Below are 22,569 nucleotides of genomic sequence, written 5' to 3' on the forward strand. Positions count from 1 at the left end.
GCAATGTGGCCGAGAGAACAGATGTCGTCTTCGTCGACGGGGTACGCACCCCGTTCGGGCGGGCCGGCGACAAAGGCATGTACTGGAAGACCCGGGCGGACGATCTCGTCGTCAAGGCGATGAGGGGTCTGCTCGAACGCAACCCGTCCCTGCCGCTCGACCGCGTCGACGACGTCGCCATCGCGGCGACGACCCAGCAGGGCGATCAGGGTCTGACCCTCGGGCGGACGACCGCGCTCCTGGCCGGTCTGCCGAAGTCCGTCCCCGGTTTCGCGATCGACCGGATGTGCGCCGGGGCCATGACGAGCGTCACGACTCTCGCCGGGGGCATCGCGTTCGGCGCCTACGACGTCGCCATCGCCGGGGGCGTCGAGCACATGGGCCGCCACCCGATGGGCTTCAACGCCGACCCGAACCCGCGGTTCGTCGCCGAGAGGATCGTCAGCGGCGAGGCCCTCAACATGGGAAACACGGCTGAGCGGATCCACGATCGGTTCCCGCAGCTGACGAAGGAGCGGTCGGACCGCTACGCCATGCGGTCTCAGCAGAAGCTGGCCGCGGCCTACGACGCCGGCCACATCCAACCCGACCTCGTGCCCGTGGCCGTGGCCACCGACGAGGGCTGGGGTCTCGCCACCCGTGACGAGGCGCCGCGCCCCGAGACGACCCTCGAGGGTCTCGCCGCGCTCCGCACGCCGTTCCGGCCGCACGGCCGCGTCACCGCCGGCAACTCCTCCGGGCTGAACGACGGAGCGACCGTCAGCCTCCTCGCCTCGCAGCAGGCGGCCGACGAGCTCGACCTCACCCCCAAGATGCGACTCGTGAGCTTCGCCTACGCAGGCGTCGAACCCGAGATCATGGGCATCGGACCCGTCCCCTCCACCGAGAAGGCCCTCCGCAAGGCGGGCCTGTCGATCGACGACATCGGGCTCTTCGAACTGAACGAGGCCTTCGCGGTGCAGGTGCTGTCGCTCCTCGACCACTTCGGCATCGACGACGACGACCCGCGGGTCAACCCGTGGGGCGGTGCGATCGCGGTGGGGCACCCGTTGGCCTCCAGCGGGGTCCGCCTGATGATCCAGCTCGCGCGCCAGTTCGAGCAGCGACCCGACGTCCGCTACGGCCTGACGGCCATGTGCGTGGGTCTCGGTCAGGGCGGCAGCGTCATCTGGGAGAACCCGCACTACTCGCGAAAGGCGGCCCGCGCATGACGACGGCCCTCGAGACCCTGACAGCCCTCTCCGCCGACGAGGTCGTGACGCACTCGCACGTCCGCGACGTGCCGATGCCGTCCGGTGGCGTGCTGGCCCTCGTCACCCTCGACAACGGCCGCGACCACACCCGACCGAGCACCCTCGGGCCGGCGACGCTGGCCGAGTACGGCGCGACCCTCGACGCCCTCCGGGCCCGCGCCTCCCGGGGTGAGATCGCCGCCATCGCCGTGACCGGCAAGCCGTACTTCCTCGCCGCGGGGGCGGACCTCAGCAAGGTCGGGCAGATCCCGAGCCGCGAGGTCGGGCTCGAGCTGGCCCGGCAGGGCCACGCGGTGCTCGGCAAGCTGCACGACGCGGGCGTGCCCACGTTCGTGTTCGTGAACGGACTGGCGCTCGGCGGCGGGGTGGAGATCGCGCTGCATGCCGACTACCGCACCGTCGACTCGTCGGCGGCGGCGATCGCGCTGCCCGAGGTGTTCCTGGGGCTCATCCCCGGCTGGGGCGGCGCGTGGCTCCTGCCCAACCTCATCGGGATCGAGAACGCCCTGCGCGTGATCGTCGAGAACCCCCTCAAGAACAACCGCACCCTCAAGCCCGCGCAGGCTCTCGAGCTCGGCATCGTCGACGAGATGTTCGGACCCGCGTCGTTCCTCGAAGACAGCATCCGCTGGGCCGACGGCGTGGTGACCGGGCGCATCGCGGTCAAGCGTCCGAACGTCCCCGGGCGGCTCGAGAGGGCCGTCAAGTGGGATGCCGCCATCTCGATCGCCCGCAAGTCGCTGCAGTCGAAGATCGGCACCGTGGCGGCCTCGCCCTACGCGGCCCTCGACCTGCTCAAGGCCGCCAAGAACACCGACCGGGCGACCGGCTTCGCGGCGGAGGACGAGGCGCTGGCCGATCTCGTCTCGGGCGATCAGTTCCAGGCGAGCATGTACGCGTTCGACCTCGTCCAGAAGCGCGCGAAGAAGCCCGCCGGAGCCCCCTCCCCCGAGGTCGCCCGCGCGATCGGGAAGGTCGGGGTCGTGGGTGCGGGGCTCATGGCCAGCCAGTTCGCCCTCCTCTTCGTCCGACGTCTGCGCGTGCCCGTCGTCATCACCGACCTCGATCAGGGGCGCGTCGACGCCGGTGTCGCACGGATCCGAGCCGACATCGTCGAGTTGGCAACGAAGGGCCGGATCACGAGCGACGAGTCGAACCGGTTGGAGGCGCTGGTCACCGGCACCACCGACCTCAGCGACTTCGCCGACTGCGACTGGGTCATCGAGGCCGTCTTCGAAGAGCTGTCCGTCAAGCAGAAGGTCTTCGCCGACGTCGAGGCGATCGTCTCCGACACGACGATCCTCGCGACGAACACGTCGTCGTTGAGCGTCGAGGCCATCGGCGCCGAGCTGCAGCACCCCGAGCGTCTGGTCGGCTTCCACTTCTTCAACCCGGTCGCCGTCATGCCGCTCATCGAGGTCGTCAAGACCCCGAAGACCGACGAGGCGACGCTCAGCACCGCGATGGTGACGGCCAAGGTCCTCCGCAAGAACGCGGTCATCACGGCGGACACCCCGGGGTTCGTCGTGAACCGCATACTCGCGAAGGTCCTCGGCGAGGCCATGCACGCGGTCGAGACGGGCACCCCCTTCGAGGTCGTCGACCGGTCGATGGATCCCTTCGGGCTCCCGATGACCCCGTTCGAGCTGCTCGAGCTCGTCGGACTGACCGTCGGCGCGCACGTGCTCGACACCCATCACGCCGCGTTCCCGGACAGGTTCCACGCCAGCGAGGCCCTCCACCGGCTGGCGGACCACGGGCGGATCCTCGACCGCGATTCCAAGGGCCGACGCCAGGGGTTCGACAAGAAGGCCGTGGCGCTGACAGCGGGGAAGGGCACAGCGCTGTCCGCCGACGAGCTCCGGATCCGCATCGAGGACGGCCTGGCCGACGAGGTCGGGCGCATGCTCGACGACGGCGTGGTCTCCGCAGCCGAGGACATCGATCTGTGTCTGATCCTCGGGGCGGGCTACCCGTTCCAGATGGGCGGGCTCACGCCGTACCTCGACCGGGTCGGCGCCACCGAGCGCGTCCGGGGCACGACGTTCCACTCACCCGTGATCCGCGGTGTGGCCGGCTGAGCCTCCGCGTCGACGACGACGGCCCCGCTGCTCTCGAGCAGCGGGGCCGTCGTCGGTCGAGGCGGGGACGCCCGCGTGTCGCTTACTGGTCGCGGAGGCGACCGGAACCGGTGGCGTCGGCCTGCGCACCGTCGGTCAGCGGTCGGGCCACGGGGATCTTGCTCCCGAGGACCTGAGCCACCACGTCGCGGGCGATGGCCTGCGGGGTGAGCCCCACCTCCTCGAGGATCTCGGCTCGTGAACCGTGCGCCAGGAACTCGTCTGGGAGACCCAGCTCGGTGACCGCAGTGTCGACGCCTGCCTGACGGAGATCCTGTCGGATGCGCGTCCCGATGCCGCCGACGCGCACGCCGTCCTCGATGGTCACGACGAGTCGATGCTCCGCCGCGAGATCGATCACCGAACGCGCCACGGGGACGACCCACCGCGGGTCGACGACCGTGGCGCCGATGCCCTGATCGGCGAGGCGCGCGGCGACGTCGAGACCGACGGAGGCCATCGGGCCGACGCAGACGAGCAGGACGTCGGCCCGATCACCGCGATGCAGCACGTCGACACCGTCGTCGAGTCGTTCGATCGCGTCGTGCTCGGTGCCGACGCTGCCCTTGGAGAAACGGACCACGGTGGGCGCGTCGGTGACGGCCACGGCCTCGCGGAGCTCTTCGCGGAGGCGCGTCGCATCTCTCGGGGCCGCCAGACGGATGTGCGGCACGATCTGCAGCAGTGCGAGATCCCACATGCCGTGGTGGCTCGGCCCGTCGGGGCCCGTGACACCCGCCCGATCGAGGACGAACGTGACGCCGGCCTGGTGCAGCCCGACGTCCATGAGGATCTGGTCGAACGCCCGGTTGACGAAGGTCGCGTAGAGCGCGACCACCGGGTGCAGCCCGCCGAACGCGAGCCCGGCGGCGCTGGTGACCGCGTGCTGCTCGGCGATGCCGACGTCGAGCACCCGGCCGGGGAACCGCTCGGCGAGGAGATGCAGACCCACCGGACGGAGCATGGCCGCCGTGATGCCCACCACCGTCTCGTCCCGCTCGGCGATCGAGACGATCTCCTCGGCGAAGACGGACGTCCACGACGGGGCGCCCGCCGAAGCGAGCGGCTCACCCGTCTCGGGGTCGATCTGCCCCACCGCATGGAACTGGTCGGCCACGTCGGCCCGCGCGGGATCGTAGCCCCGGCCCTTCTCGGTGATGGCGTGCACGATCACCGGGGTGCCATAGTTCTTGGCCTGCTGGAGGGCCTCCTCCATCGCCGACTGGTCGTGACCGTCGACCGGGCCGACGTATTTGATGTCGAGGTTCGAGTACAGCGCCTCGTTGTTGGTGAATCGACTGAGGAACCCGTGCAGCCCGCCCCGAACCCCGCGGTAGAAGGCGCGACCGGGGTGCCCGAGGTGATCGAAGACGGCACGGCTGCCACGATGCATGTCGCGATACGTGCTTCTCGTCCGCACGGTGTTGAGGAACCGCGCCATGCCGCCGATGGTGGGCGCGTACGAGCGGCCGTTGTCGTTCACGACGATGATCAGCCGACGGTCGTTGTCGTCGGAGATGTTGTTGAGGGCCTCCCACGTCATGCCGCCGGTCAGAGCGCCATCGCCGACGACGGCCACGACGTGGCGGTCGGACTGCCCGGTGAGCTGGAAGGCGCGCGAGATGCCGTCGGCCCACGACAGCGAGCTGGAGGCGTGCGAGCTCTCGACGATGTCGTGCTCGGACTCGGAGCGCTGCGGATAGCCCGCGAGACCGCCCCGGAGGCGCAGCATGCTGAAGTCCTGGCGCCCGGTGAGGAGCTTGTGCACGTACGACTGGTGGCCGGTGTCGAAGACGATGGCGTCATGCGGCGAGTGGAAGACCCGGTGCAGAGCCAACGTGAGCTCGACGACCCCGAGGTTGGGGCCGAGATGACCGCCGGTCTTGGAGACCTCTGCGACGAGGAATCTGCGGATCTCGCCCGCGAGCTCGATCATCTCGTCGTCGGTCAAGCGGTCGAGGTCGCGAGGTCCTCTGATCGTTTCGAGCAGGCTCATACCGGCTTCCCTTCCACGCCCCGGAGGGCATCGGTCCAGTCTAGGCACGAGGGGTGTGCGGAGCGTGGAAAGACCCCCGGGCCGCCGCGGATCGGCGGCGGCCCGGGGGTCTCGCGGGGCGAGGGATCAGACCAGACTGCGCAGCACGTACTGCAGGATGCCGCCGTTGCGGTAGTAGTCCGCCTCGCCGGGGGTGTCGATCCGGACGACGGCGTCGAACTCGACGACCGACTTGCCCTCGGGCGAGTGGTCGCTCGGCGTCGCGACCACGTGGACGGTCTTGGGCGTCGTGCCCTCGTTGAGCTCGGTGAGCCCCGAGATGCTGATCGACTCCGTGCCGTCGAGCCCGAGGGACTCCCAGCTCTCACCCGCCGGGAACTGCAGGGGGACGACACCCATGCCGATCAGGTTCGAGCGGTGGATGCGCTCGAAGCTCTCGGTGATGACGGCCTTGACGCCCAGGAGGCTCGTGCCCTTCGCCGCCCAGTCGCGCGACGAACCCGAGCCGTACTCCTTGCCGCCCAGGATGACGAGCGGCGTGCCGGCATCCTGGTAGCGGGCGCTCGCGTCGTAGATGAACGACTGCGGGGCGTCGGGCTGCGTGAAGTCGCGCGTGTACCCGCCCTCGACGCCGTCGAGCAGCTGGTTCTTCAGACGGATGTTGGCGAAGGTGCCGCGGATCATCACCTCGTGGTTGCCACGACGCGATCCGTAGGAGTTGAAGTCCTTGCGGTCGACGCCGTGCTCCGCGAGGTAGTGACCCGCCGGGCTGTCGACCTTGATCGAGCCCGCCGGGCTGATGTGATCGGTCGTGACCGAGTCGCCGAGCTTGGCGAGGACGCGAGCATCGACGATGTCGGTGACCGGCGTGGTCTCGATCGTCATGCCGTCGAAGTACGGGGGCTTCCGCACGTAGGTCGACTCGTCGTCCCACTCGAACGTGGCGCCGGTGGGCGTCGGAAGCGAACGCCAGCGCTCGTCCCCGTCGAAGACCCCGGAGTACTCGTGGGTGAACATGTCGGTGTCGATCGACTCGTCGATGGTCTTCTGGACCTCGGCGGCATCGGGCCAGATGTCTCGGAGGAAGACGTCTCCGCCGGCCTCGTCGGTACCGAGGGCGTCGTTCTCGAAGTCGAAGTTCATCGACCCGGCCAGCGCGTAGGCGATGACGAGCGGGGGGCTCGCCAGGTAGTTCATCTTCACGTCGGGGTTGATCCGCCCCTCGAAGTTGCGGTTGCCCGACAGGACCGCCGTCACGGCGAGGTCGTTGTCTTGCACGGCCGTCGAGATCTCGTCGATCAGAGGGCCGGAGTTGCCGATGCACGTCGTGCAGCCGTAACCCACCGTGTAGAAGCCGAGGTCTTCGAGGTAGGTCGTGAGACCGGCCTTCTCGTAGTAGTCGGTGACGACCTTTGACCCGGGTGCGAGGGTGGTCTTGACCCACGGCTTCGCCTTCAGGCCCTTCTGGCTGGCGTTGCGTGCCAGGAGACCCGCGGCCAGCATGACGGAGGGGTTCGACGTGTTCGTGCACGACGTGATGGCCGCGATCGCGACGGCACCGTGATCGAGGGTGAACTCGCGACCGTCTTCGAGCGTCACCGGCGTGGGCTTCGAGGTCTTGGCGGGGGCGTGCGAGGTGTGGATGTGCGTCGGGGGCTCCGTCGCGTCGTCCTCCGCCGTGAGACCGACCGGGTCGGAGGCCGGGAAGGTGCCCTCGACCGCGGCGTCGACACTCGTGTGGTCGGTGGTCGCGTACGAGCCCAGATCGATCTCGAACTGCGACTTCGACTCGGTCAGCTCGATGCGGTCCTGGGGGCGCTTCGGCCCGGCGATCGACGGGACCACGGTCGCGAGATCCAGCTCGAGGTACTCGCTGAAGAGGGGCTCGGTCGACGGGTCGTGCCAGAGCCCCTGCAGCTTGGCGTACTTCTCGACGAGTTCGATCTGCTCCTCGCTGCGACCGGTGAGACGCAGGTAGTCGAGCGTCACGTCGTCGATCGGGAAGATCGCCGCGGTCGAGCCGAACTCGGGGCTCATGTTGCCGATCGTGGCGCGGTTGGCCAGGGGCACCTGAGCGACCCCTTCGCCGTAGAACTCGACGAACTTGCCTACGACCCCGTGCTTCCGCAGCTGCTGCGTGATGGTGAGGACGACGTCCGTGGCGGTGACGCCGGTGGGGATCGAGCCGCTCAGCTTGAAGCCGACGACGCGCGGGATGAGCATCGACACCGGCTGACCCAGCATCGCGGCCTCGGCCTCGATGCCGCCGACGCCCCAGCCGAGCACGCCGAGGCCGTTGACCATGGTGGTGTGCGAGTCGGTTCCGACGAGCGTGTCGGGGTAGGCCTGCAGCACGCTGCCGCCGTCCGCCGTGGCGACCGTGCGGCTGTAGGTGACACGGGCCAGGTACTCGATGTTGACCTGGTGGACGATGCCCGTTCCGGGCGGGACGACCTTGAAGTCGTCGAACGCCGTCTGCCCCCAGCGGAGGAACTGGTACCGCTCGCCGTTGCGCTCGTACTCGATCTCGACGTTGCGTTCGAGGGCGTTCTCGCTGCCGAAGAGGTCGGCGATGACCGAGTGGTCGATCACGAGCTCGGCCGGCGCGAGGGGGTTGATCTTGGTCGGATCACCGCCGAGAGCCGACACGGCCTCGCGCATGGTCGCGAGGTCGACGATGCAGGGGACCCCGGTGAAGTCCTGCATCACCACGCGTGCGGGTGAGAACTGGATCTCCGTGTCGGGCTCGGCCGAGGGCTGCCACGAGCCCAGGGCGCGGATCTGGTCGCCTGTGACGTTGGCACCGTCTTCGGTGCGGAGCAGGTTCTCGAGGAGGACCTTGAGGCTGAACGGGAGCTTGTCGGCCCCGTCGACCGCATCGATGCGGTAGACCTCGTAGTCGGTGTCGCCGACCCTCAGTGAATCCTTCGAACCGAAACTGTTGATTGCAGACACGTGCCGTCTCCCTTGCTGACTCCGTCGTCATCATGGTCGCTGGGCAGATGCCGCACCAGCGAGGCAAGCCTAAGTCCGCGGACCGTCCGATGACCGACGTCGTCGATTTATCTCGATGTCAAGATAAACCTACCACCGAGTGGCTGAGCGGCTGCCGCTCAGAGCCTGCCCGGGGCCGCGTCGGCCTCGAGACGCGCCCGGTAGACCGTCCGCACCAGCAGCCAGGTGACCCAGAGGACCGCCGCGTACAGCGGGACGCCCATGACGAGCTTCGTCGTCGCCAGGGCGGTGATCTGCCCGGCGAAGAAGAGAGGCAGCTGCACGGCGAGTCGTGCCGCGAACAGCCCGCACCAGAGCCACGTGGTCAGCACCAGGACCCGGCGCTTGGCCTTGTCGTCTCGCCAGGCGCTCCCCTCGTTCGTCAGCAGCCCGACGATGATGCCGATGACGGGCCACCGCACCGCGATGCTCACCAGCAATGCCAGGAGGGACACGACGTTGACGACGAGACCGGGGATGAAGTTGCCCTCGGCCCGTCCGCTGAGGAGGGCGATGGCAGCCGAGATCGCGATCCCGAACACGCCGGCCAGAGCCTGGGCCACGGGGCCGCGCTGCACGATGCGGGCGACGACGAACAGGACCGCGACGCCGACCGGGATGAGCACGGAGGGTACGAGGCTCCCCGTCAGCGTGTAGACGACCACGAATCCGAGACCCGGCAGGATCGACTCGGCGAGCCCGCGGACGCCTCCGATGGCCGAGAGCAGGGCTCCAGCCGTGGGGACCTCGCCCGGCGCGACCTGGCCGATGCCGGCCTTGCTCGCCGCCGCCCGCAGCTGCGCGGCGAGGGAGACGCGGGGATCGTCGGACGGGGACTCCGCGCCGATCCCGGTGCGGTCGTCGTCGGTCATGCCGGCCTCAGACCTGGGAGGGCGTGGTGCCCGGTGCGTCGGTCGGCCCGGCCTTGGGCATCGACAACGGGATGAGGTCGCGGGGCGCCATCGGGTTCGAGCCGCGCACCACGACGATGCTGCGGAAGAGCTCTTCGATCTTGGCCGCGGCGTCGTCGTCGACGGTCGCGTCGCCGGCGATGACCCCTCGGAGGAACCAGCGGGGGCCGTCGACCCCGACGAAGCGCGCGAGACGCGTGTGCCCGGCGTCCCCGCCCATGACCGGGATCTCGGCGCGCACCTCGGGACCGAAGGGTCCGTCGATCTCGGTGGTCGCGCCTCCTTGGCGTTGGATCTGCTCGGAGATCTGACCGCGGATCTCGTTCCAGAGACCTGCGCTGCGCGGGGCCGCGAACGGCTGCACCTGCAGGGTCGACTTCGCGAAGTCGAGCCCGACGGCCACGACCCGCTTGCTGCCCTCCTCGACCTCGAGGCGGAGGTGGAGGCCCTCACGGGGCACGATCTTGACACCGCCGAGATCGACGTAGGGCCTGACCGGGTTAGCCTCGGTCTCGTCGAGCGGACCCTCTTCGGCGCGATCGGCCGGTGCGGACTTCGAGTCGTCGAAGACCTCGACCTCGTCGAGACCGCTCACATCGATCTCGACGTCGTCTCCGTCGACCTGCTCGATGTCGATGGCGACCTCGGCGGCCTGCTGCGCGCGCTTGGACTTCCTCATGCTGATGCCGTTCCTGTCTCGTGTGCGTATCCCGTGGATCCGAAGCCGCCGTCGCCCCTGACGCTCTCCGGGAGGGTCTCGACCGTGAGGAAGTCCGCTCGGACGACCGGCACGATCACGAGCTGGGCGATCTTGTCGCCGACCGCTATCTCGTGATCGGCGTCGAGATCCGTGTTGAGCAGAGCGACCTTGATCTCGCCGCGGTAGCCGGCGTCGACCGTTCCGGGGCTGTTCACCACCGTGATGCCGTGCTTGGCCGCGAGGCCGCTGCGCGGGACGACGAAGGCGGCGTGGCCGTCGGGGAGGGCGATCCGGACCCCCGTTCCGACGAGAGCCCGGCGACCGGCCCGGAGGGTGATCGCCTCGGTGGACAGGAGGTCCGCGCCGGCGTCGCCGGGGTGCGAATAGCGCGGGACGAACGCGGAGCCGAGGGCCCCGTCGACCGCGATCTGGACGTCGAGGGTCTGAGTCACGTGTCGAGGGTAGTCCAGAAGTCTGGTCGAATGGACCCATGCACAACTACCGCGAGCGGCTGTCGCCGCCGGTCACCGTCTTCCTGGCCTCGGCGCTCCTGCTGCCGGCGACGCTCCTGGTCTTCCTGCCCATCAACGTCGGGGTGGGCGTGGTCATGGCGATCGTCTTCTACGTGGCGGCCGTGCTGGCGCTGCTCCTCGGCTCGCCCGTGCTGACCATCGACGACGAGGGGTTCTCGGCGGGTCGCGCGCGCCTCCACGCCCACGAGATCGGAGACGTGACGGCCTACCGCGGGGCCGCCGCCACAGCACAAAGAGGGCCCCTGCTCGATGCACGAGCATGGACCCTCTTCCGGGGATGGGTGAAGCCGGTCGTCCGGATCGAACTGACCGACGTGTCGGACCCGGCTCCCTACTGGCTGGTCTCGACCCGTCGGCCCGACGAGATCGTCGACCGGCTGACGGCCGTCAGGCGGCGCACTCCCGGCAGATAGCCCCGAGCTTGGTCTCGTGGTCGAGCTGCGAACGGTGCTTGACCAGGAAGCACTCGACGCAGGTGAACTCGTCGAGCTGCGGGGGCAGGACGACGACGTCGAGATCGAGGTCGGAGAGATCCTGACCGGCGAGCTCGAACGAGCCCGGGTTGTCGGCGTCGTCGTCGACGACGCCGGTCATCTTGTCGGGGACCCGCTCTTTGAGCCCCTCGATCGACTCCGAGTCGTCGTCGTTCTTGCGAGGTGCGTCGTAGTCGGTTGCCATGCCCATCCAGTTCTATTACGTTCGTGTACCCAATTCGGCGCGCACAGTTTGCATGACTCGTTCCCGAATAGCAAACCGGTCGGCAGGGCCTCCCGGGCGCCTCGAAAGAACTGGCGGCACGCCCGTTCTATTCCCCGGTCGGAGGCCCTCGACGTGCGAGTCTTACGGGCGAATCACGACGGCGAAAGGCGTGCTACATGCAGGATCTGAGGGTCATCGGAGTCGAGAGCGGTGCGCTGCTCGTGGCGACCGACGGCGGAAGCGAGTACCGCCTCCCGGTCACGCATTCGCTCCACACGCATCTGCGCGCCGCCGCGCCCGACGGCTCCCCCGCCCAGCGCAAGGCGCCACCTCGCGAGATCCAGGCGCACATCCGCGCCGGCCTCTCGTCCGAGCAGACCTCCGCGGTCACCGGAGCCGACCTCGACTACATCCGTCGATTCGAGGGTCCCGTCCTCGCCGAGCGCGCGTTCGTGCTCGAGACCGCGATGGCCGTCCCGGTGACGGTGGCCGGCGACGACGACGGCGACTCGGGCCCGTCCACCTTCGGAGGGGTGATCGAAGCCCGCCTGGACACGGCGGAGGCATCGGACCGCTCGTGGACCAGCTACAAGGACGTCGAGCAGGGCTGGCTGGTCCACGTCTCGTACGTGACCCGCGAGGTCTCGCGAGACGCGACCTGGCGGTTCGATCCCAAGAAGCTCCTCCTCGCCCCCGCCGGCGGAGACGCCAACACCCTCTCTCAGCATCGCGAGGACGTCGGCCCTCTCGCACCGCGCCTCCGGGCCGTCGACCGCGACTCGGGATCGACCCCGGGTCGCTTCGACAGCGGCGCGTTCATGGTCGACACGACCCCCGAGGCCGACGTGGAGATCGAGGTCCCCCGGGTCGTCGAGCCCGAGCGTCATCGGAGCGACGCCCGCTCGGCCGCCTCGCTCGCGGCCACGAACCGATCGCCCGACCCGGCCACTTCGCACAACCAGACGGCCGATCTGCTCGAGGCCCTCCGTCGCCGACGGGGCGAGCGGGAGTCAGCGCGCTTCTCCGACGACGACGCCCCGCAGCACCCGGCGGCGGGATCCATCCGCGTCATCGACGTGCCTCTCGACGACTTCGGACTGCCCGAGGGCTCGACGGACACGACCGCCGCCCGACCCGACGCCGAGCAGGGCCGCGACGACGACTCGTCGGCTGCTGCGCATCCCCTGCCGGGCGCAGCCCGCACCGGCCGACCCCGCCGTGCCAACCCGATGCCCCCCGTGGTCACGCCGCTCTCGTCGAGCGGCAAGAAGGGCCGCGGCCGGGCGTCGATGCCGAGCTGGGACGACATCGTCTTCGGAGCGCGTTCGGACGACGACAAGTGAGTGGTCCGACCACCGGGGGTCGTCAGCGCGCGTAGGCGCCGAATCGTCTGAGCGGGACCTGCGTCTCGTCGGTCGACCAGCTGCCGTGCTGCCCGATCATCGAGCCGGCCAGACCGCCGGTACCGCGCCCGTCGTAGTAGACGACGCCGCGACGCGCGGCGACGAGGATGTCGCCGATCCGGGGCAGCACCTCGGCGTCGACCGGTCCGAACCAGCCCGCCTCGACGGCCTCCTCGCGCGTGATCACCCAGGCCCGTTCGCCCTCCGCCTCGCGCCAGGCCGCGAGTGTGGCCGCTCGCCGGTCGTCCGTCACCTCGTCGCCGAAATGCAGCTGCAGGCAGCGCGGCTCGCCCGCCACGTGCCGCACACCGTCGACGAGCTCGGGTCTCCCGCCGAAGACGATGCGACGGCGTTCGCCGATGTCGAGCACCCCGTGGTCCGCCGTGACGAGCAGCCCGGTGTCGTGCCCGAGCCCGGCGTCGAGGCGGCGGATCTCGGCGTCCACCTGCTCGAGCGCCGTCGTCCACTCCGGCGACTCCCAGCCGGCGCGATGCGCGATCATGTCCAGCTCGGGGACGTACAGATACACCAGGGAGGCGCGGGTCGCCTGAGCGACGTCGCGAGCCGCGTCGAATCGGTCGGCCATCGACTCCGCCGACAGATAGGTCGTGCCGGAGAGGATGGCCTCCGTCAGCCCGGACGTCGCGTAGCGCTTCGGGCCGACCGAGAAGCTCGTCACTCCCTCGTCGGCGGCTCGCTCGAAGACGGTGCTGCTGCGCTGCCAGGTGTCGGGCCGCATGCCGGCGTCCCAGCCCGAGAGCTGCTTCACGACGCGATCGCGGTCGCGGTCGAGCACCGAGTAGCCGACGAGCCCGTGCTCGCCGGGGAGGACCCCGGTGGCGAAGGTGGTGAGCGCGGCCGCCGTCGTCGTGGGGAAGCCCGACCAGATGCTGCCGCCCGGGGCGGAGGCGAGCGTGCGGGCGTGGCCCTTCCGAGCACCGAGCGAGGAGCTGCCGAGACCGTCGACGAGGAGGACCACGGCGGACCGCGCGGGGGGAAGAGCGAGCGGGTTCGCCGCGCCCGAGAGCGAGGCGACCGAAGAGGGGAGCACGTCGGCCAGGCTCACGGCGTGCGGGGGGCGCCCCGGTACGATGGACGTCATCGGCACCAGTCTGCCATAGCCGAACCATCCATCCGAGGTGCTTCGCGCCTCCTGCCCCCGAGAAGTGCATGACGACGACCGACACCCTCTCCACTCCCGACGACGGCGAACGCATCGAGGACATCGACGTCTCGCTCGAGATGCAGGGCTCGTTCCTCGAGTACGCGTACTCGGTCATCTACTCGCGGGCCCTGCCGGACGCCCGCGACGGGCTGAAGCCCGTCCAGCGGCGGATCCTCTACCAGATGTCGGAGATGGGGCTGCGTCCCGACCGCGGGCACGTCAAGAGCGCGCGCGTGGTGGGCGAGGTGATGGGCAAGCTGCACCCGCACGGCGACACCGCCATCTACGACGCCATGGTGCGCCAGGCGCAGCCGTTCACCATGCGGGTGCCCCTCATCGACGGGCACGGCAACTTCGGCTCGCTCGACGACGGGCCGGCCGCCCCCCGCTACACGGAGGCCCGACTCGCCGAGGCGTCGCTGGCGATGACGCAGGGGCTCGGCGAGGACGTCGTCGACTTCGTGCCCAACTACGACAACCAGCTGATGCAGCCCGAGGTGCTGCCCGCCGCGTTCCCGAACCTCCTCGTCAACGGCGCCAGCGGCATCGCCGTCGGCATGGCGACCAACATGGCCCCGCACAATCTCATCGAGGTCGTCGGGGCGGCTCGGCATCTGATCGACCACCCCTCCGCGAGTCTCGACGACCTCATGGCCTTCGTGCCCGGTCCCGATCTGCCGACCGGTGGCACCATCTCGGGGCTCGCCGGTGTGCGTGACGCCTACGCCACCGGCCGGGGGAGCTTCAAGACCCGCGCGAAGGTGTCGGTCGAGAGCATCACGGCCCGGAAGAACGGCCTCGTCGTCACCGAGCTGCCGTACCTCGTCGGGCCCGAGAAGGTGATCGAGAAGATCAAGGACGGCGTGCAGGCCAAGAAGCTGACCGGCATCACCGACGTCACCGATCTGACCGACCACAAGCACGGCCTGAGACTCGTGATCGGCATCAAGACCGGGTTCAGCCCGCAGGCCGTGCTCGAGCAGCTCTACCGCTACACGCCGCTCGAAGACGGCTTCAGCATCAACAACGTCGCCCTCGTCGAGGGGCAGCCGCGCACGCTCGGGCTGAAGGAGATGCTCGAGGTCTACGTCGCCCACCGCATCGACGTGGTGACCCGGCGCACGCGGTACCGGCTCGCGAAGAAGGAGGACCGCCTCCACCTGGTCGAGGGGCTGCTCGTCGCCATCGTCGACATCGACGAGGTGATCCAGGTCATCCGCAGCAGCGACGACACCGCCGCGGCCAGGGCTCGTCTGCGCGAGGTCTTCGACCTGAGCGAGATCCAGGCCGAGTACATCCTCGATCTGCAGCTGCGCCGCCTCACGAGGTTCAGCCGCATCGAGCTCGAGGCCGAGCGCGACGAACTGCTCGCCGCCATCGCCGACCTCAAGGCGCTGCTCGCCGACAAGCGCCGCCTGCGCGCCCTCGTCTCGAGCGAGCTGGGCGAGATCGCCGAACAGTTCGGCACGCCCCGCCGCACCCTCCTGACCGAAGCCGCGCCCAGTGTGGCGACCGTGGGTCGAGGCAGTAGGAAGTCGCCCGTGCTCGAGATCGCGGACACCCCCACGAGGGTCTTCCTCTCGACGACGGGTCGCATCCTCCGCGTCGACCACCAGGACCCGGACTCGGGGCTGCCCACTCCCCCACCGCGTCGGACGAAGCACGACGCCGTCCTGTCGTCGATCGACACCACGAGTCGGACCGAGATCGGGGCGGTGACCACCCATGGTCGTCTGATCCGCTTCACCCCGGTCGACCTCCCGTCGGTTCCGCCGACCTCGGTGCAGCTCGGTGCGGGTGTGCCCGTCCGCGACTACATCGGACTGACCGATCGCACCGAACGGGTGCTCGCCCTCGTCTCCCTGACGGCCGACCGGCCCATCGCCCTCGGCACCGCACGAGGCGTGGTGAAGCGCGTGGCCCCGGGTCAGTACCCCTCCCGCCCCGATTTCCCGGTCATCGGTCTGAAGAAGGGCGACTCGGTCGTCGGAGTGGCGCAGGGCGGCGATGACGACGAGCTCGTCTTCGTCTCGTCGTCGACGCAGCTGTTGAGATTCCCGGCGTCGGCCGTCCGTCCGCAGGGCCCGGCGGGTGGTGGCGTGGCCGGCATCAACCTCCCCGAGTCGTCGACCGTGCTGTTCTTCGGCGCCGTGCCCGCCGGGCACGAGGCGGTCGTCGTGACGGTGTCGACCAGCTCCTCCACCATCGCCGGCACGGACCCGGGGCGCGGCAAGACCAGCGCGTTCGACGAGTACCCCGGCAAGGGCAGGGCCACCGGCGGTGTCCGGTCGCACGCCCTGCTCAAGGGCGAGGACGGCCTCACCCTCGCCTGGGTCGGACCCGCGCCCGCTCGTGCCGTCGGTGCGGACGGCGCAGTCCGAGAGCTCCCGGCCGAGCTGTCGCGACGCGATGCGTCGGGCACGCCCCTCGCCGCGGAGATCGGCTCGATCGGGGCGTCCGTCGCGCACATCGCGGACTCCGCCACCGGCGCGGAGGCAGGCGCGGACGCGGGTGACGACTCGGCGGCCGGCGCCGTCCAGTCGGCCCCCGCAGAGTGACGGCGGGCGAGCGGACCGCGTGGTCCGCTCGCCCGTCTCACGCGCCTGACCGCGCCGAGCCTCGCTGTGCCCGCCTCACTCGACGATCATGCGCAGTGGTGCCGAGGGCGCCGGCAAGCCGCCTGAGGCCTCCGTGCGCCCCTGCTCTCAGACGTCGATGCGGTCGCGGCTGATACCCGAGCCGTCGATGATGAACTCCTTGCGCGGAGCCACCTCGTTGCCCATCAGCAGCTCGAAGACCCGGGCGGCGTTCTCTGCGTCGTCGACCTTGACGCGGCGGAGCATGCGATGCTGCCGCTCCATCGTCGTCGTCCGCAGCTGCTCGGCATCCATCTCGCCGAGGCCCTTGTACCGCTGGATCGGGTCCTGGAACTTCTTGTTCGTCCGCTTCAGCCCGGCGAGCACGCCGTGCAGTTCCTTCTCGGAGTACGTGTAGATCGTCTCGTTCGGCTTGCTGCCGGGGTGCATGACCACCACGCGATGGAGGGGCGGCACAGCCGCGAAGACACGCCCGGCCTCGATCATCGGTCGCATGTAGCGGAAGAACAGCGTCAACAGCAGAGTGCGGATGTGGGCGCCGTCGACATCGGCGTCGCTCATGATGATGACCTTGCCGTACCGGGCGGACGAGAGATCGAAGGAGCGCCCGGACCCCGCGCCGAGCACCTGGATGATGGAGGCGCACTCGAGATTCGAGAGCATGTCGCTGACCGAGGCCTTCTGCACGTTCAGGATCTTGCCCCGGATCGGCAGCAGCGCCTGGAACTCGCTGTTGCGGGCGACCTTGGCCGTGCCGAGCGCGGAGTCGCCCTCGACGATGAACAGCTCGCTGTTGGCGACGTCGTTCGACCGGCAGTCGACGAGTTTCGCGGGCAATGACGAGTTCTCGAGGGCGTTCTTGCGCCGCTGGGTCTCTTTGTGGGCGCGTGCCGCGATGCGTGACTTCATCTCGGCGACGACCTTGTCGAGCACGAGCGCCGTCTGCGTCTTGTCGTCGCGCTTCGTCGAAGCGAAGCGCTCGGCGAACTGCTGCGCGACGACGTTGGCCACGATGGCCCTCACGGCCGGCGTGCCGAGGATCTCCTTGGTCTGACCCTCGAACTGCGGTTCGGGGAGGCGGACCGTGAGCACGGCCGTGAGCCCTGCCAGCACGTCGTCCTTGTCGATCTTGTCGGTGCCGACCTTCAGCCGACGGGCGTTCTGCTCGACCTGCTGACGGAGGAACTTCAGCAGCCCCGCCTCGAACCCGGCCTGATGCGAACCGCCCTTGGGTGTCGAGATGATGTTCACGAAGCTCCGGAAGACCGTCTCGTAGCCGCTGCCCCAGCGGAGGGCGATGTCGACCTCGCACTCACGCGTGAGCTCGGTGGCGACCATGGCGCCGCCGTCGGTGAGGACCGGCACGGTCTCGGTGTACGAGCCGGTGCCCGTCATGCGCCAGGTGTCTGTGACCGGGGCGTCGGGGGCGAGGAACTCGACGTACTCGCTGATGCCGCCGTCGAAGCGGAAGGTGCTCTCGAGCGGGAACCCGCCGTCGGTGAGCGAGCCGGGACGCTCGTCGCGGATGCGCAGGGTGAGTCCCGGGATGAGGAAGGCCGTCTGGCGGGCACGCGCCGTGAGGTCGTCGGGCTGGAAGGTCGCGCCGCGTGTGAAGATCTGCCGGTCGGCCCAGTACCTGATGCGCGTGCCTGTGACGCCTCGCTTGACCTTGCCGACCTCGCGCAGCACGCTGCCCGACACGAACGGCGTGAACGGCGCGTCGGGGGTGGGCTCGCCGGTGTCGTCGAAGGTGCCGGGCTCACCACGCCGGAAGGACATGGCGTAGGTCTTGCCGTTCCGGTCGACCTCGACGTCGAGACGCTCGGAGAGCGCATTGACCACCGACGCGCCGACGCCGTGCAGCCCGCCCGACGACCCGTAGGACCCCCCGCCGAACTTGCCGCCGGCGTGCAGCTTCGTGAACACGACCTCGACCCCGGTCAGGCCCGTCTTCGGCTCGATGTCGACGGGGATGCCCCGGGCGGTGTCACGGACCTCGACGCTGTCGTCGGCGTGCAGCAGGACGTCGATCGAGTCGCCGTGACCCCCCAGAGCCTCGTCGACCGAGTTGTCGATGATCTCCCAGAGGCAGTGCATCAGACCTCGGGAGTCGGTGCTGCCGATGTACATGCCCGGGCGCTTGCGCACGGCCTCGAGACCCTCGAGGACGGACAGATGACGGGCCGAGTAGTCGGACGTGGCCAATGGGTGCTCCTGACGCGTTGCGGGCGACCACGAGCGGGGAATTCCGGAGGCGGTGGTCGCGTTCCATGGTAACGAGGGCCACCGACACGGAGACCCCGACACTCTCTCGTCGTCGAGCGTCTACGCGATGAGCGAAATCCCCCCGAATGTCTCACCATCACTCCACAGCCGTGTTTTGATGAGGACACGTATCCACAGCACCACCGTCAGGAGGAGCACCCCTATGACTCAGATGGCCACCGACCAGACAGCCGTCGACGAGTTCGGCTCCCGCTACCAGTTGAGCGCAGCCGACCGCTGCGACAGCTGCGGAGCCCAGGCGTACATCCGTGCGACCCTGGCCACCGGTCAACTCTTCTTCTGCGCCCACCACGGCGCGAAGCTGAAAGACAAGCTGGAGCCGACCGCGATCGAGTGGCTCGACGAGAGCGCCAAGCTCTCCGAGCACTGACCGGACTCTCGGCGCCTCAAGGCGCCCTGTTCGACGAAGAAGCCCGCACCCTCCGAGAGGGTGCGGGCTTCTTCGTGGTCACATCGCCTTGAACGACCGTTCCAGGTTGTCGGCGATCACCCGTTGCGACGCGGCCGCGTACTGATCGAGCTTCTCGTGGGCCGGGGTGAGACCGTACGAGATGCCGCGACGCGAGAGCGCCGTCCGGAGGATCCGGTCCGTGAGACCGGGATTGAGGGGAAGCAGGGGGCCCTTCAGCTGCGTGCCGAACGACGTGCCCCGGACGACACCCTCGGCGCCGTCTGACCCGTTGCCGCCGCCGTGGACGACGGTCGCGAACGGACGCGAGCCCGCGCCGAGCTCGAGGTGGGCGGCGTGGTCCTCGAAGCCGAAGAGGGTGAGGTCGTCTCCCCCGTACTGGGTGGTGACCTGGAAGTAGTTCGTGCGTCGCGGTGCGCCGCGACGGACGAGCGCATCGAAGAACCCGACGCCTTCGACGGTGTCGCCCTCGACCGTGACGACGCCTCGTGTGAGGAGCTCCATGCCGCCGCCGACGGCGACGACCGGGACCCCCGACCGGGCGAATCCCTCGAAGGCGTCGCGGAGTCGGACGGCGTCGACGCTGACTGAGCGGACGCCCGAGAGCGGACCGTGGCCCAGCACGACCACGTCGGCCACCGAGGGGACGTCGTCCCCTATGCGGTACTCGGTGACCTCCGAGTCGATCCCGGCGCGTCGTGCACGTTCGACCAGGGTCGTCACGTTGCCACGATCACCGCTCACCCCGAGTTCTTCGGGGTAGACGTGGACGATTCTCAGGACGTCGTCGCTCACGCGCTCTTCTCCAGATCGGGGTGGCCGAGGATGCGGCGCGCGAGCATCATCTGCTCGTAGTTCGTCACGAAGTGCTTGGTGCGATCACCGGGCGACGGGAGAGCGCGCATGAGGCGGATGGCCTTCGAGATGTCCTCCTCGATGACGTGCACGGGGATCCCCTCGTGCTCGAGCCGGAGGGCCAGCTGCCAGGCTTTGGCGCCCGCGAGCACGTCGACGTGATCGAGGTGGGAGAAGTCGATGTCGTAGATCCACGAGATGTCGGGCGTGCCCTCGTCGATGGCGAGCATCACCTGCTCGACCCCCTGCGGAAGCGCGTCGAGGTTCATCTGCAGACTCGCTGCGTTCTTGAACATGATGAACTCGGCCTCGTCGGTGCCGAGCGACATGCGCTCACCCCGTCCGTAGGCCGGCTTCATGCCGTCGAAGGCGCGAGAGACGGCCACGGCGTCGACCGGCCCGCCCAGCACGACGGAGGCCGTCTGCAGAGCTGCCGCCGCGTCGACGGCGTAGTGCAGACCGCGGGCCGGCAGCTGCACGTCGACCGTGACGTCGCCGACCCGGATGGTCGCACCCGCGCCGTCGAGAGTCAGGACCTCGGCTTGCGCGTCGAGCGAGTCGTCGGCCCGCCTGGTGAAGTCGTTGGCGTTCTGGAGCCCGTTGGGCGATGCCGCGACGACCGCCGGTGCGGCGCCGAAACGCGTGACCGACTGACCGGGACGGGCCGTGTACGGCCCGAGGTGCTGGTCGTCGCGGTTGGTGATCACCGACGACGTCGCCAGGGCGGCTGTGTCGGTCATCATCGTGCCGACGCGCTCCGTCTCGAAGAAGCGGTACAGCTGGTCGACCTGCACGTTCAGCATGAGCACGGTCGAGGGGTTCAGGGACTTCGTCAGTTCGACGGCGAAGGCCTCGTCGACCTCGATCACGCCGATGTCGTGCTTCACGTCGCCGAACGGCGTGACCTCACGGAGGAACGCCGACGCGATCCCCTGCGGCAGGTTGGCGCCGGTGGGGTTCGTGAACACCGTGAGACCGTGAGCCCGCAGCGTCTCGGTCAGCATCATCGTCGTCGTCGACTTGCCGTTCGAACCGAGGACGAAGACGACCCCGCGCTCGAACTGCGACGAGACATGGGTGAGGAAGTCGGGGGCGAGGGCGAGGACCGTGCGCCCCGGATAGGCGGATCCCCCGCCTCGGAGGCGCGCGAGGGCGCGGACGATCCGGCCCGCCAGGACGGGGACGACGTACTTCATGTCTCTACTCGAGGTAGTCGCGGAGCGACTGCGATCGGGACGGGTGGCGCAGCTTGGCCATCGTCTTGGACTCGATCTGGCGGATGCGCTCGCGCGTCACGCCGAAGGTGTCGCCGATCTGATCGAGCGTCTTGGGCATGCCGTCACCCAGGCCGAAGCGCATCCGGATGACGCCCGCCTCACGCTCGGAGAGGCTGTCGAGCAGCGACTCGAGCTGCTTCTGCAGCATGGTGAAGCCCACGGCGTCGGCCGGGACGACAGCCTCCGTGTCTTCGATGAGGTCGCCGAACTCGCTGTCGCCGTCTTCACCGAGAGGAGTGTGCAGCGAGATCGGCTCGCGCCCGTACTTCTGGACCTCGACGACCTTCTCGGGGGTCATGTCGAGCTCGCGCGAGAGCTCTTCGGGCGTGGGCTCGCGACCGAGATCCTGCAGCATCTGACGCTGCACGCGGGCGAGCTTGTTGATGACCTCGACCATGTGCACGGGGATGCGGATGGTGCGGGCCTGGTCGGCCATGGCCCGGGTGATGGCCTGACGGATCCACCAGGTGGCGTAGGTCGAGAACTTGAATCCCTTGGTGTAGTCGAACTTCTCGACGGCGCGGATCAGACCGAGGTTGCCCTCTTGGATCAGGTCGAGGAACTGCATCCCACGGCCCGTGTAGCGCTTGGCGAGGCTGACCACGAGGCGGAGGTTGGCACCGAGCAGGTGGCTCTTCGCACGCTGTCCGTCGCGCGCGACCCAGCGGAGTTCGCGCTCGAGCTCTTTGCTCAAACCGGAGCTGGCCGCCAGCTTGTCTTCGGCGAACAGACCGGCTTCGATCCGCATCGCCAGCTCCACCTCTTCGGCGGCGTTCAGAAGGGCGACCTTGCCGATCTGCTTCAGGTAGTCCTTGACCGGGTCGGCCGTGGCGCCCGTGATGGTCGTCGAGTAGACCGGCATCTCGTCGTCGTCGTCTTGAGAGATGACGAGTGCGCCCTTGGGCAGGATCTCGGGGGCCTTGTCGGTCGCGTCGGCGTCCGTCTCGGCGGGGGCCTCCTGCGACTCGGCGTCGTCGTCGGCCGGAGCCTCGTCGGCGGCCTTGGCAGCCTTGGGGGCGGCCTTCTTCGCCGGAGCGCGCTTCGCGGGCGCCTTCTTCGCGGGGACGTCGGCCGCGACCTTCGTCTCGTCGGTCACGGACTCGTCTGAGGCCGTGGTCGCCTTGCTGCGGGTAGCCATGCGAACACCTTTCACATCTCTATTGCTCGGGTCCGGGTGCGACCAGCGTGATCGGTGGGACCGTGCTCGTCGGACCTCGACCGGCAAACGGATGGCGTCGGTCGATTTCGGGCAGTACTAGGACCCATGTCAAGTCTCGTGCCGGAAGTCGATCGCGACAGCGACGACGGGGTGAACGAGAAACGAACGGGTCCGTGATCCATTATTACACGCCCCGCGCCCACGGCCCGACA

Annotated in this window: 17 protein-coding genes; 6 read left to right on the plus strand and 11 right to left on the minus strand. The window is 69.2% G+C overall.

Annotated features, from left to right (window positions below; genetic code table 11):
* The first annotated feature begins 5 nt into the window (after nt 1–5).
* Together SOM13_RS03990 and SOM13_RS03995 are read left to right on the plus strand one after the other, a co-directional pair.
* Nucleotides 6–1,211, plus strand: coding sequence for a thiolase family protein (locus SOM13_RS03990; protein WP_192060278.1), 1,206 nt, complete (start codon nt 6–8; stop codon nt 1,209–1,211).
* On the plus strand, nt 1,208–3,334 hold the full coding sequence (locus SOM13_RS03995) for a 3-hydroxyacyl-CoA dehydrogenase NAD-binding domain-containing protein (RefSeq protein ID WP_320478944.1): 2,127 nt from the start codon (nt 1,208–1,210) through the stop codon (nt 3,332–3,334). Before SOM13_RS03990 ends, SOM13_RS03995 begins: the two co-directional genes overlap by 4 nt.
* An 82-nt stretch (nt 3,335–3,416) precedes the next feature.
* On the opposite strand, the gene dxs is transcribed toward SOM13_RS03995, so the two are convergent.
* The 5 genes from dxs to dut all read right to left on the minus strand — a co-directional run bounded on the left by dxs (nt 3,417) and on the right by dut (nt 10,426).
* Nucleotides 3,417–5,369 carry a 1-deoxy-D-xylulose-5-phosphate synthase gene (gene dxs, locus SOM13_RS04000; RefSeq protein WP_320478945.1) on the minus strand — a complete coding sequence of 651 codons (1,953 nt, stop codon included), beginning with the start codon at nt 5,367–5,369 and terminating at the stop codon, nt 3,417–3,419.
* A 126-nt stretch (nt 5,370–5,495) separates the two neighbouring features.
* The gene (gene acnA, locus SOM13_RS04005; protein ID WP_320478946.1) at nt 5,496–8,324 is read right to left on the minus strand and encodes an aconitate hydratase AcnA; all 2,829 of its coding nucleotides are present in this window, start codon (nt 8,322–8,324) and stop codon (nt 5,496–5,498) included.
* A gap of 158 nt (nt 8,325–8,482) precedes the next feature.
* On the minus strand, nt 8,483–9,235 hold the full coding sequence (locus tag SOM13_RS04010; RefSeq protein ID WP_320478947.1) for a DUF3159 domain-containing protein: 753 nt from the start codon (nt 9,233–9,235) through the stop codon (nt 8,483–8,485).
* Nucleotides 9,236–9,242: 7 nt separating this feature from the next.
* Nucleotides 9,243–9,953: a DUF3710 domain-containing protein gene (locus tag SOM13_RS04015; protein WP_320478948.1), complete on the minus strand. Its 711-nt coding sequence runs from the start codon at nt 9,951–9,953 to the stop codon at nt 9,243–9,245.
* Nucleotides 9,950–10,426 (minus strand): dUTP diphosphatase, encoded by a 477-nt coding sequence (gene dut, locus SOM13_RS04020; RefSeq protein WP_414655440.1) that lies wholly within the window; start codon nt 10,424–10,426, stop codon nt 9,950–9,952. Before dut ends, SOM13_RS04015 begins: the two co-directional genes overlap by 4 nt.
* Before the next feature lie 38 nt (nt 10,427–10,464).
* Here dut and SOM13_RS04025 point away from each other — a divergent pair, with 38 nt between their 5' ends.
* A complete protein-coding gene (locus tag SOM13_RS04025) occupies nt 10,465–10,920 on the plus strand; it encodes a DUF3093 domain-containing protein (RefSeq protein ID WP_192060271.1) in 456 nt (151 codons plus the stop codon).
* Here SOM13_RS04025 and SOM13_RS04030 read toward each other — a convergent pair.
* On the minus strand, nt 10,895–11,185 hold the full coding sequence (locus SOM13_RS04030) for a DUF4193 domain-containing protein (protein WP_192060270.1): 291 nt from the start codon (nt 11,183–11,185) through the stop codon (nt 10,895–10,897). The two genes, SOM13_RS04025 and SOM13_RS04030, sit on opposite strands and share 26 nt — an antisense overlap.
* Nucleotides 11,186–11,382: 197 nt before the next feature.
* Between SOM13_RS04030 and sepH the strand changes: the two genes are divergently transcribed.
* Nucleotides 11,383–12,549, plus strand: coding sequence for a septation protein SepH (gene sepH / locus SOM13_RS04035; RefSeq protein ID WP_320478949.1), 1,167 nt, complete (start codon nt 11,383–11,385; stop codon nt 12,547–12,549).
* A 22-nt stretch (nt 12,550–12,571) separates the two neighbouring features.
* Here the strand turns inward: sepH and SOM13_RS04040 are convergent, their stop codons facing one another.
* Nucleotides 12,572–13,711 carry an alkaline phosphatase family protein gene (locus tag SOM13_RS04040; protein ID WP_320478950.1) on the minus strand — a complete coding sequence of 380 codons (1,140 nt, stop codon included), beginning with the start codon at nt 13,709–13,711 and terminating at the stop codon, nt 12,572–12,574.
* 68 nt (nt 13,712–13,779) lie between these two features.
* Here SOM13_RS04040 and SOM13_RS04045 point away from each other — a divergent pair, with 68 nt between their 5' ends.
* Nucleotides 13,780–16,332 carry a DNA topoisomerase IV subunit A gene (locus SOM13_RS04045; RefSeq protein ID WP_320478951.1) on the plus strand — a complete coding sequence of 851 codons (2,553 nt, stop codon included), beginning with the start codon at nt 13,780–13,782 and terminating at the stop codon, nt 16,330–16,332.
* Between the two features lie 147 nt (nt 16,333–16,479).
* Here SOM13_RS04045 and SOM13_RS04050 read toward each other — a convergent pair whose 3' ends face one another.
* Entirely contained in the window at nt 16,480–18,576 is a 2,097-nt protein-coding gene (locus SOM13_RS04050; protein ID WP_192060266.1) for a DNA gyrase/topoisomerase IV subunit B, read from the minus strand.
* A gap of 223 nt (nt 18,577–18,799) precedes the next feature.
* Between SOM13_RS04050 and SOM13_RS04055 the strand changes: the two genes are divergently transcribed.
* Complete coding sequence (locus SOM13_RS04055) at nt 18,800–19,027, plus strand: DUF7455 domain-containing protein (protein ID WP_192060265.1); 228 nt, start codon at nt 18,800–18,802, stop codon at nt 19,025–19,027.
* Nucleotides 19,028–19,105: 78 nt separating this feature from the next.
* On the opposite strand, the gene SOM13_RS04060 is transcribed toward SOM13_RS04055, so the two are convergent.
* Genes SOM13_RS04060 through SOM13_RS04070 form a run of 3 tightly spaced genes read right to left on the minus strand, consistent with a single transcriptional unit; the run spans nt 19,106 to nt 22,336 of the window.
* A complete protein-coding gene (locus tag SOM13_RS04060) occupies nt 19,106–19,861 on the minus strand; it encodes a type 1 glutamine amidotransferase (protein WP_192060264.1) in 756 nt (251 codons plus the stop codon).
* Nucleotides 19,858–21,117, minus strand: coding sequence for a MurT ligase domain-containing protein (locus SOM13_RS04065; protein ID WP_192060263.1), 1,260 nt, complete (start codon nt 21,115–21,117; stop codon nt 19,858–19,860). Before SOM13_RS04065 ends, SOM13_RS04060 begins: the two co-directional genes overlap by 4 nt.
* Before the next feature lie 4 nt (nt 21,118–21,121).
* On the minus strand, nt 21,122–22,336 hold the full coding sequence (locus SOM13_RS04070) for an RNA polymerase sigma factor (protein WP_192060262.1): 1,215 nt from the start codon (nt 22,334–22,336) through the stop codon (nt 21,122–21,124).
* Between the last annotated feature and the right edge of the window lie 233 nt (nt 22,337–22,569).

The organism is Frigoribacterium sp. CFBP9030, from assembly GCF_034045195.1.
In the GTDB taxonomy this organism is placed as follows: Bacteria; Actinomycetota; Actinomycetes; order Actinomycetales; family Microbacteriaceae; genus Frigoribacterium.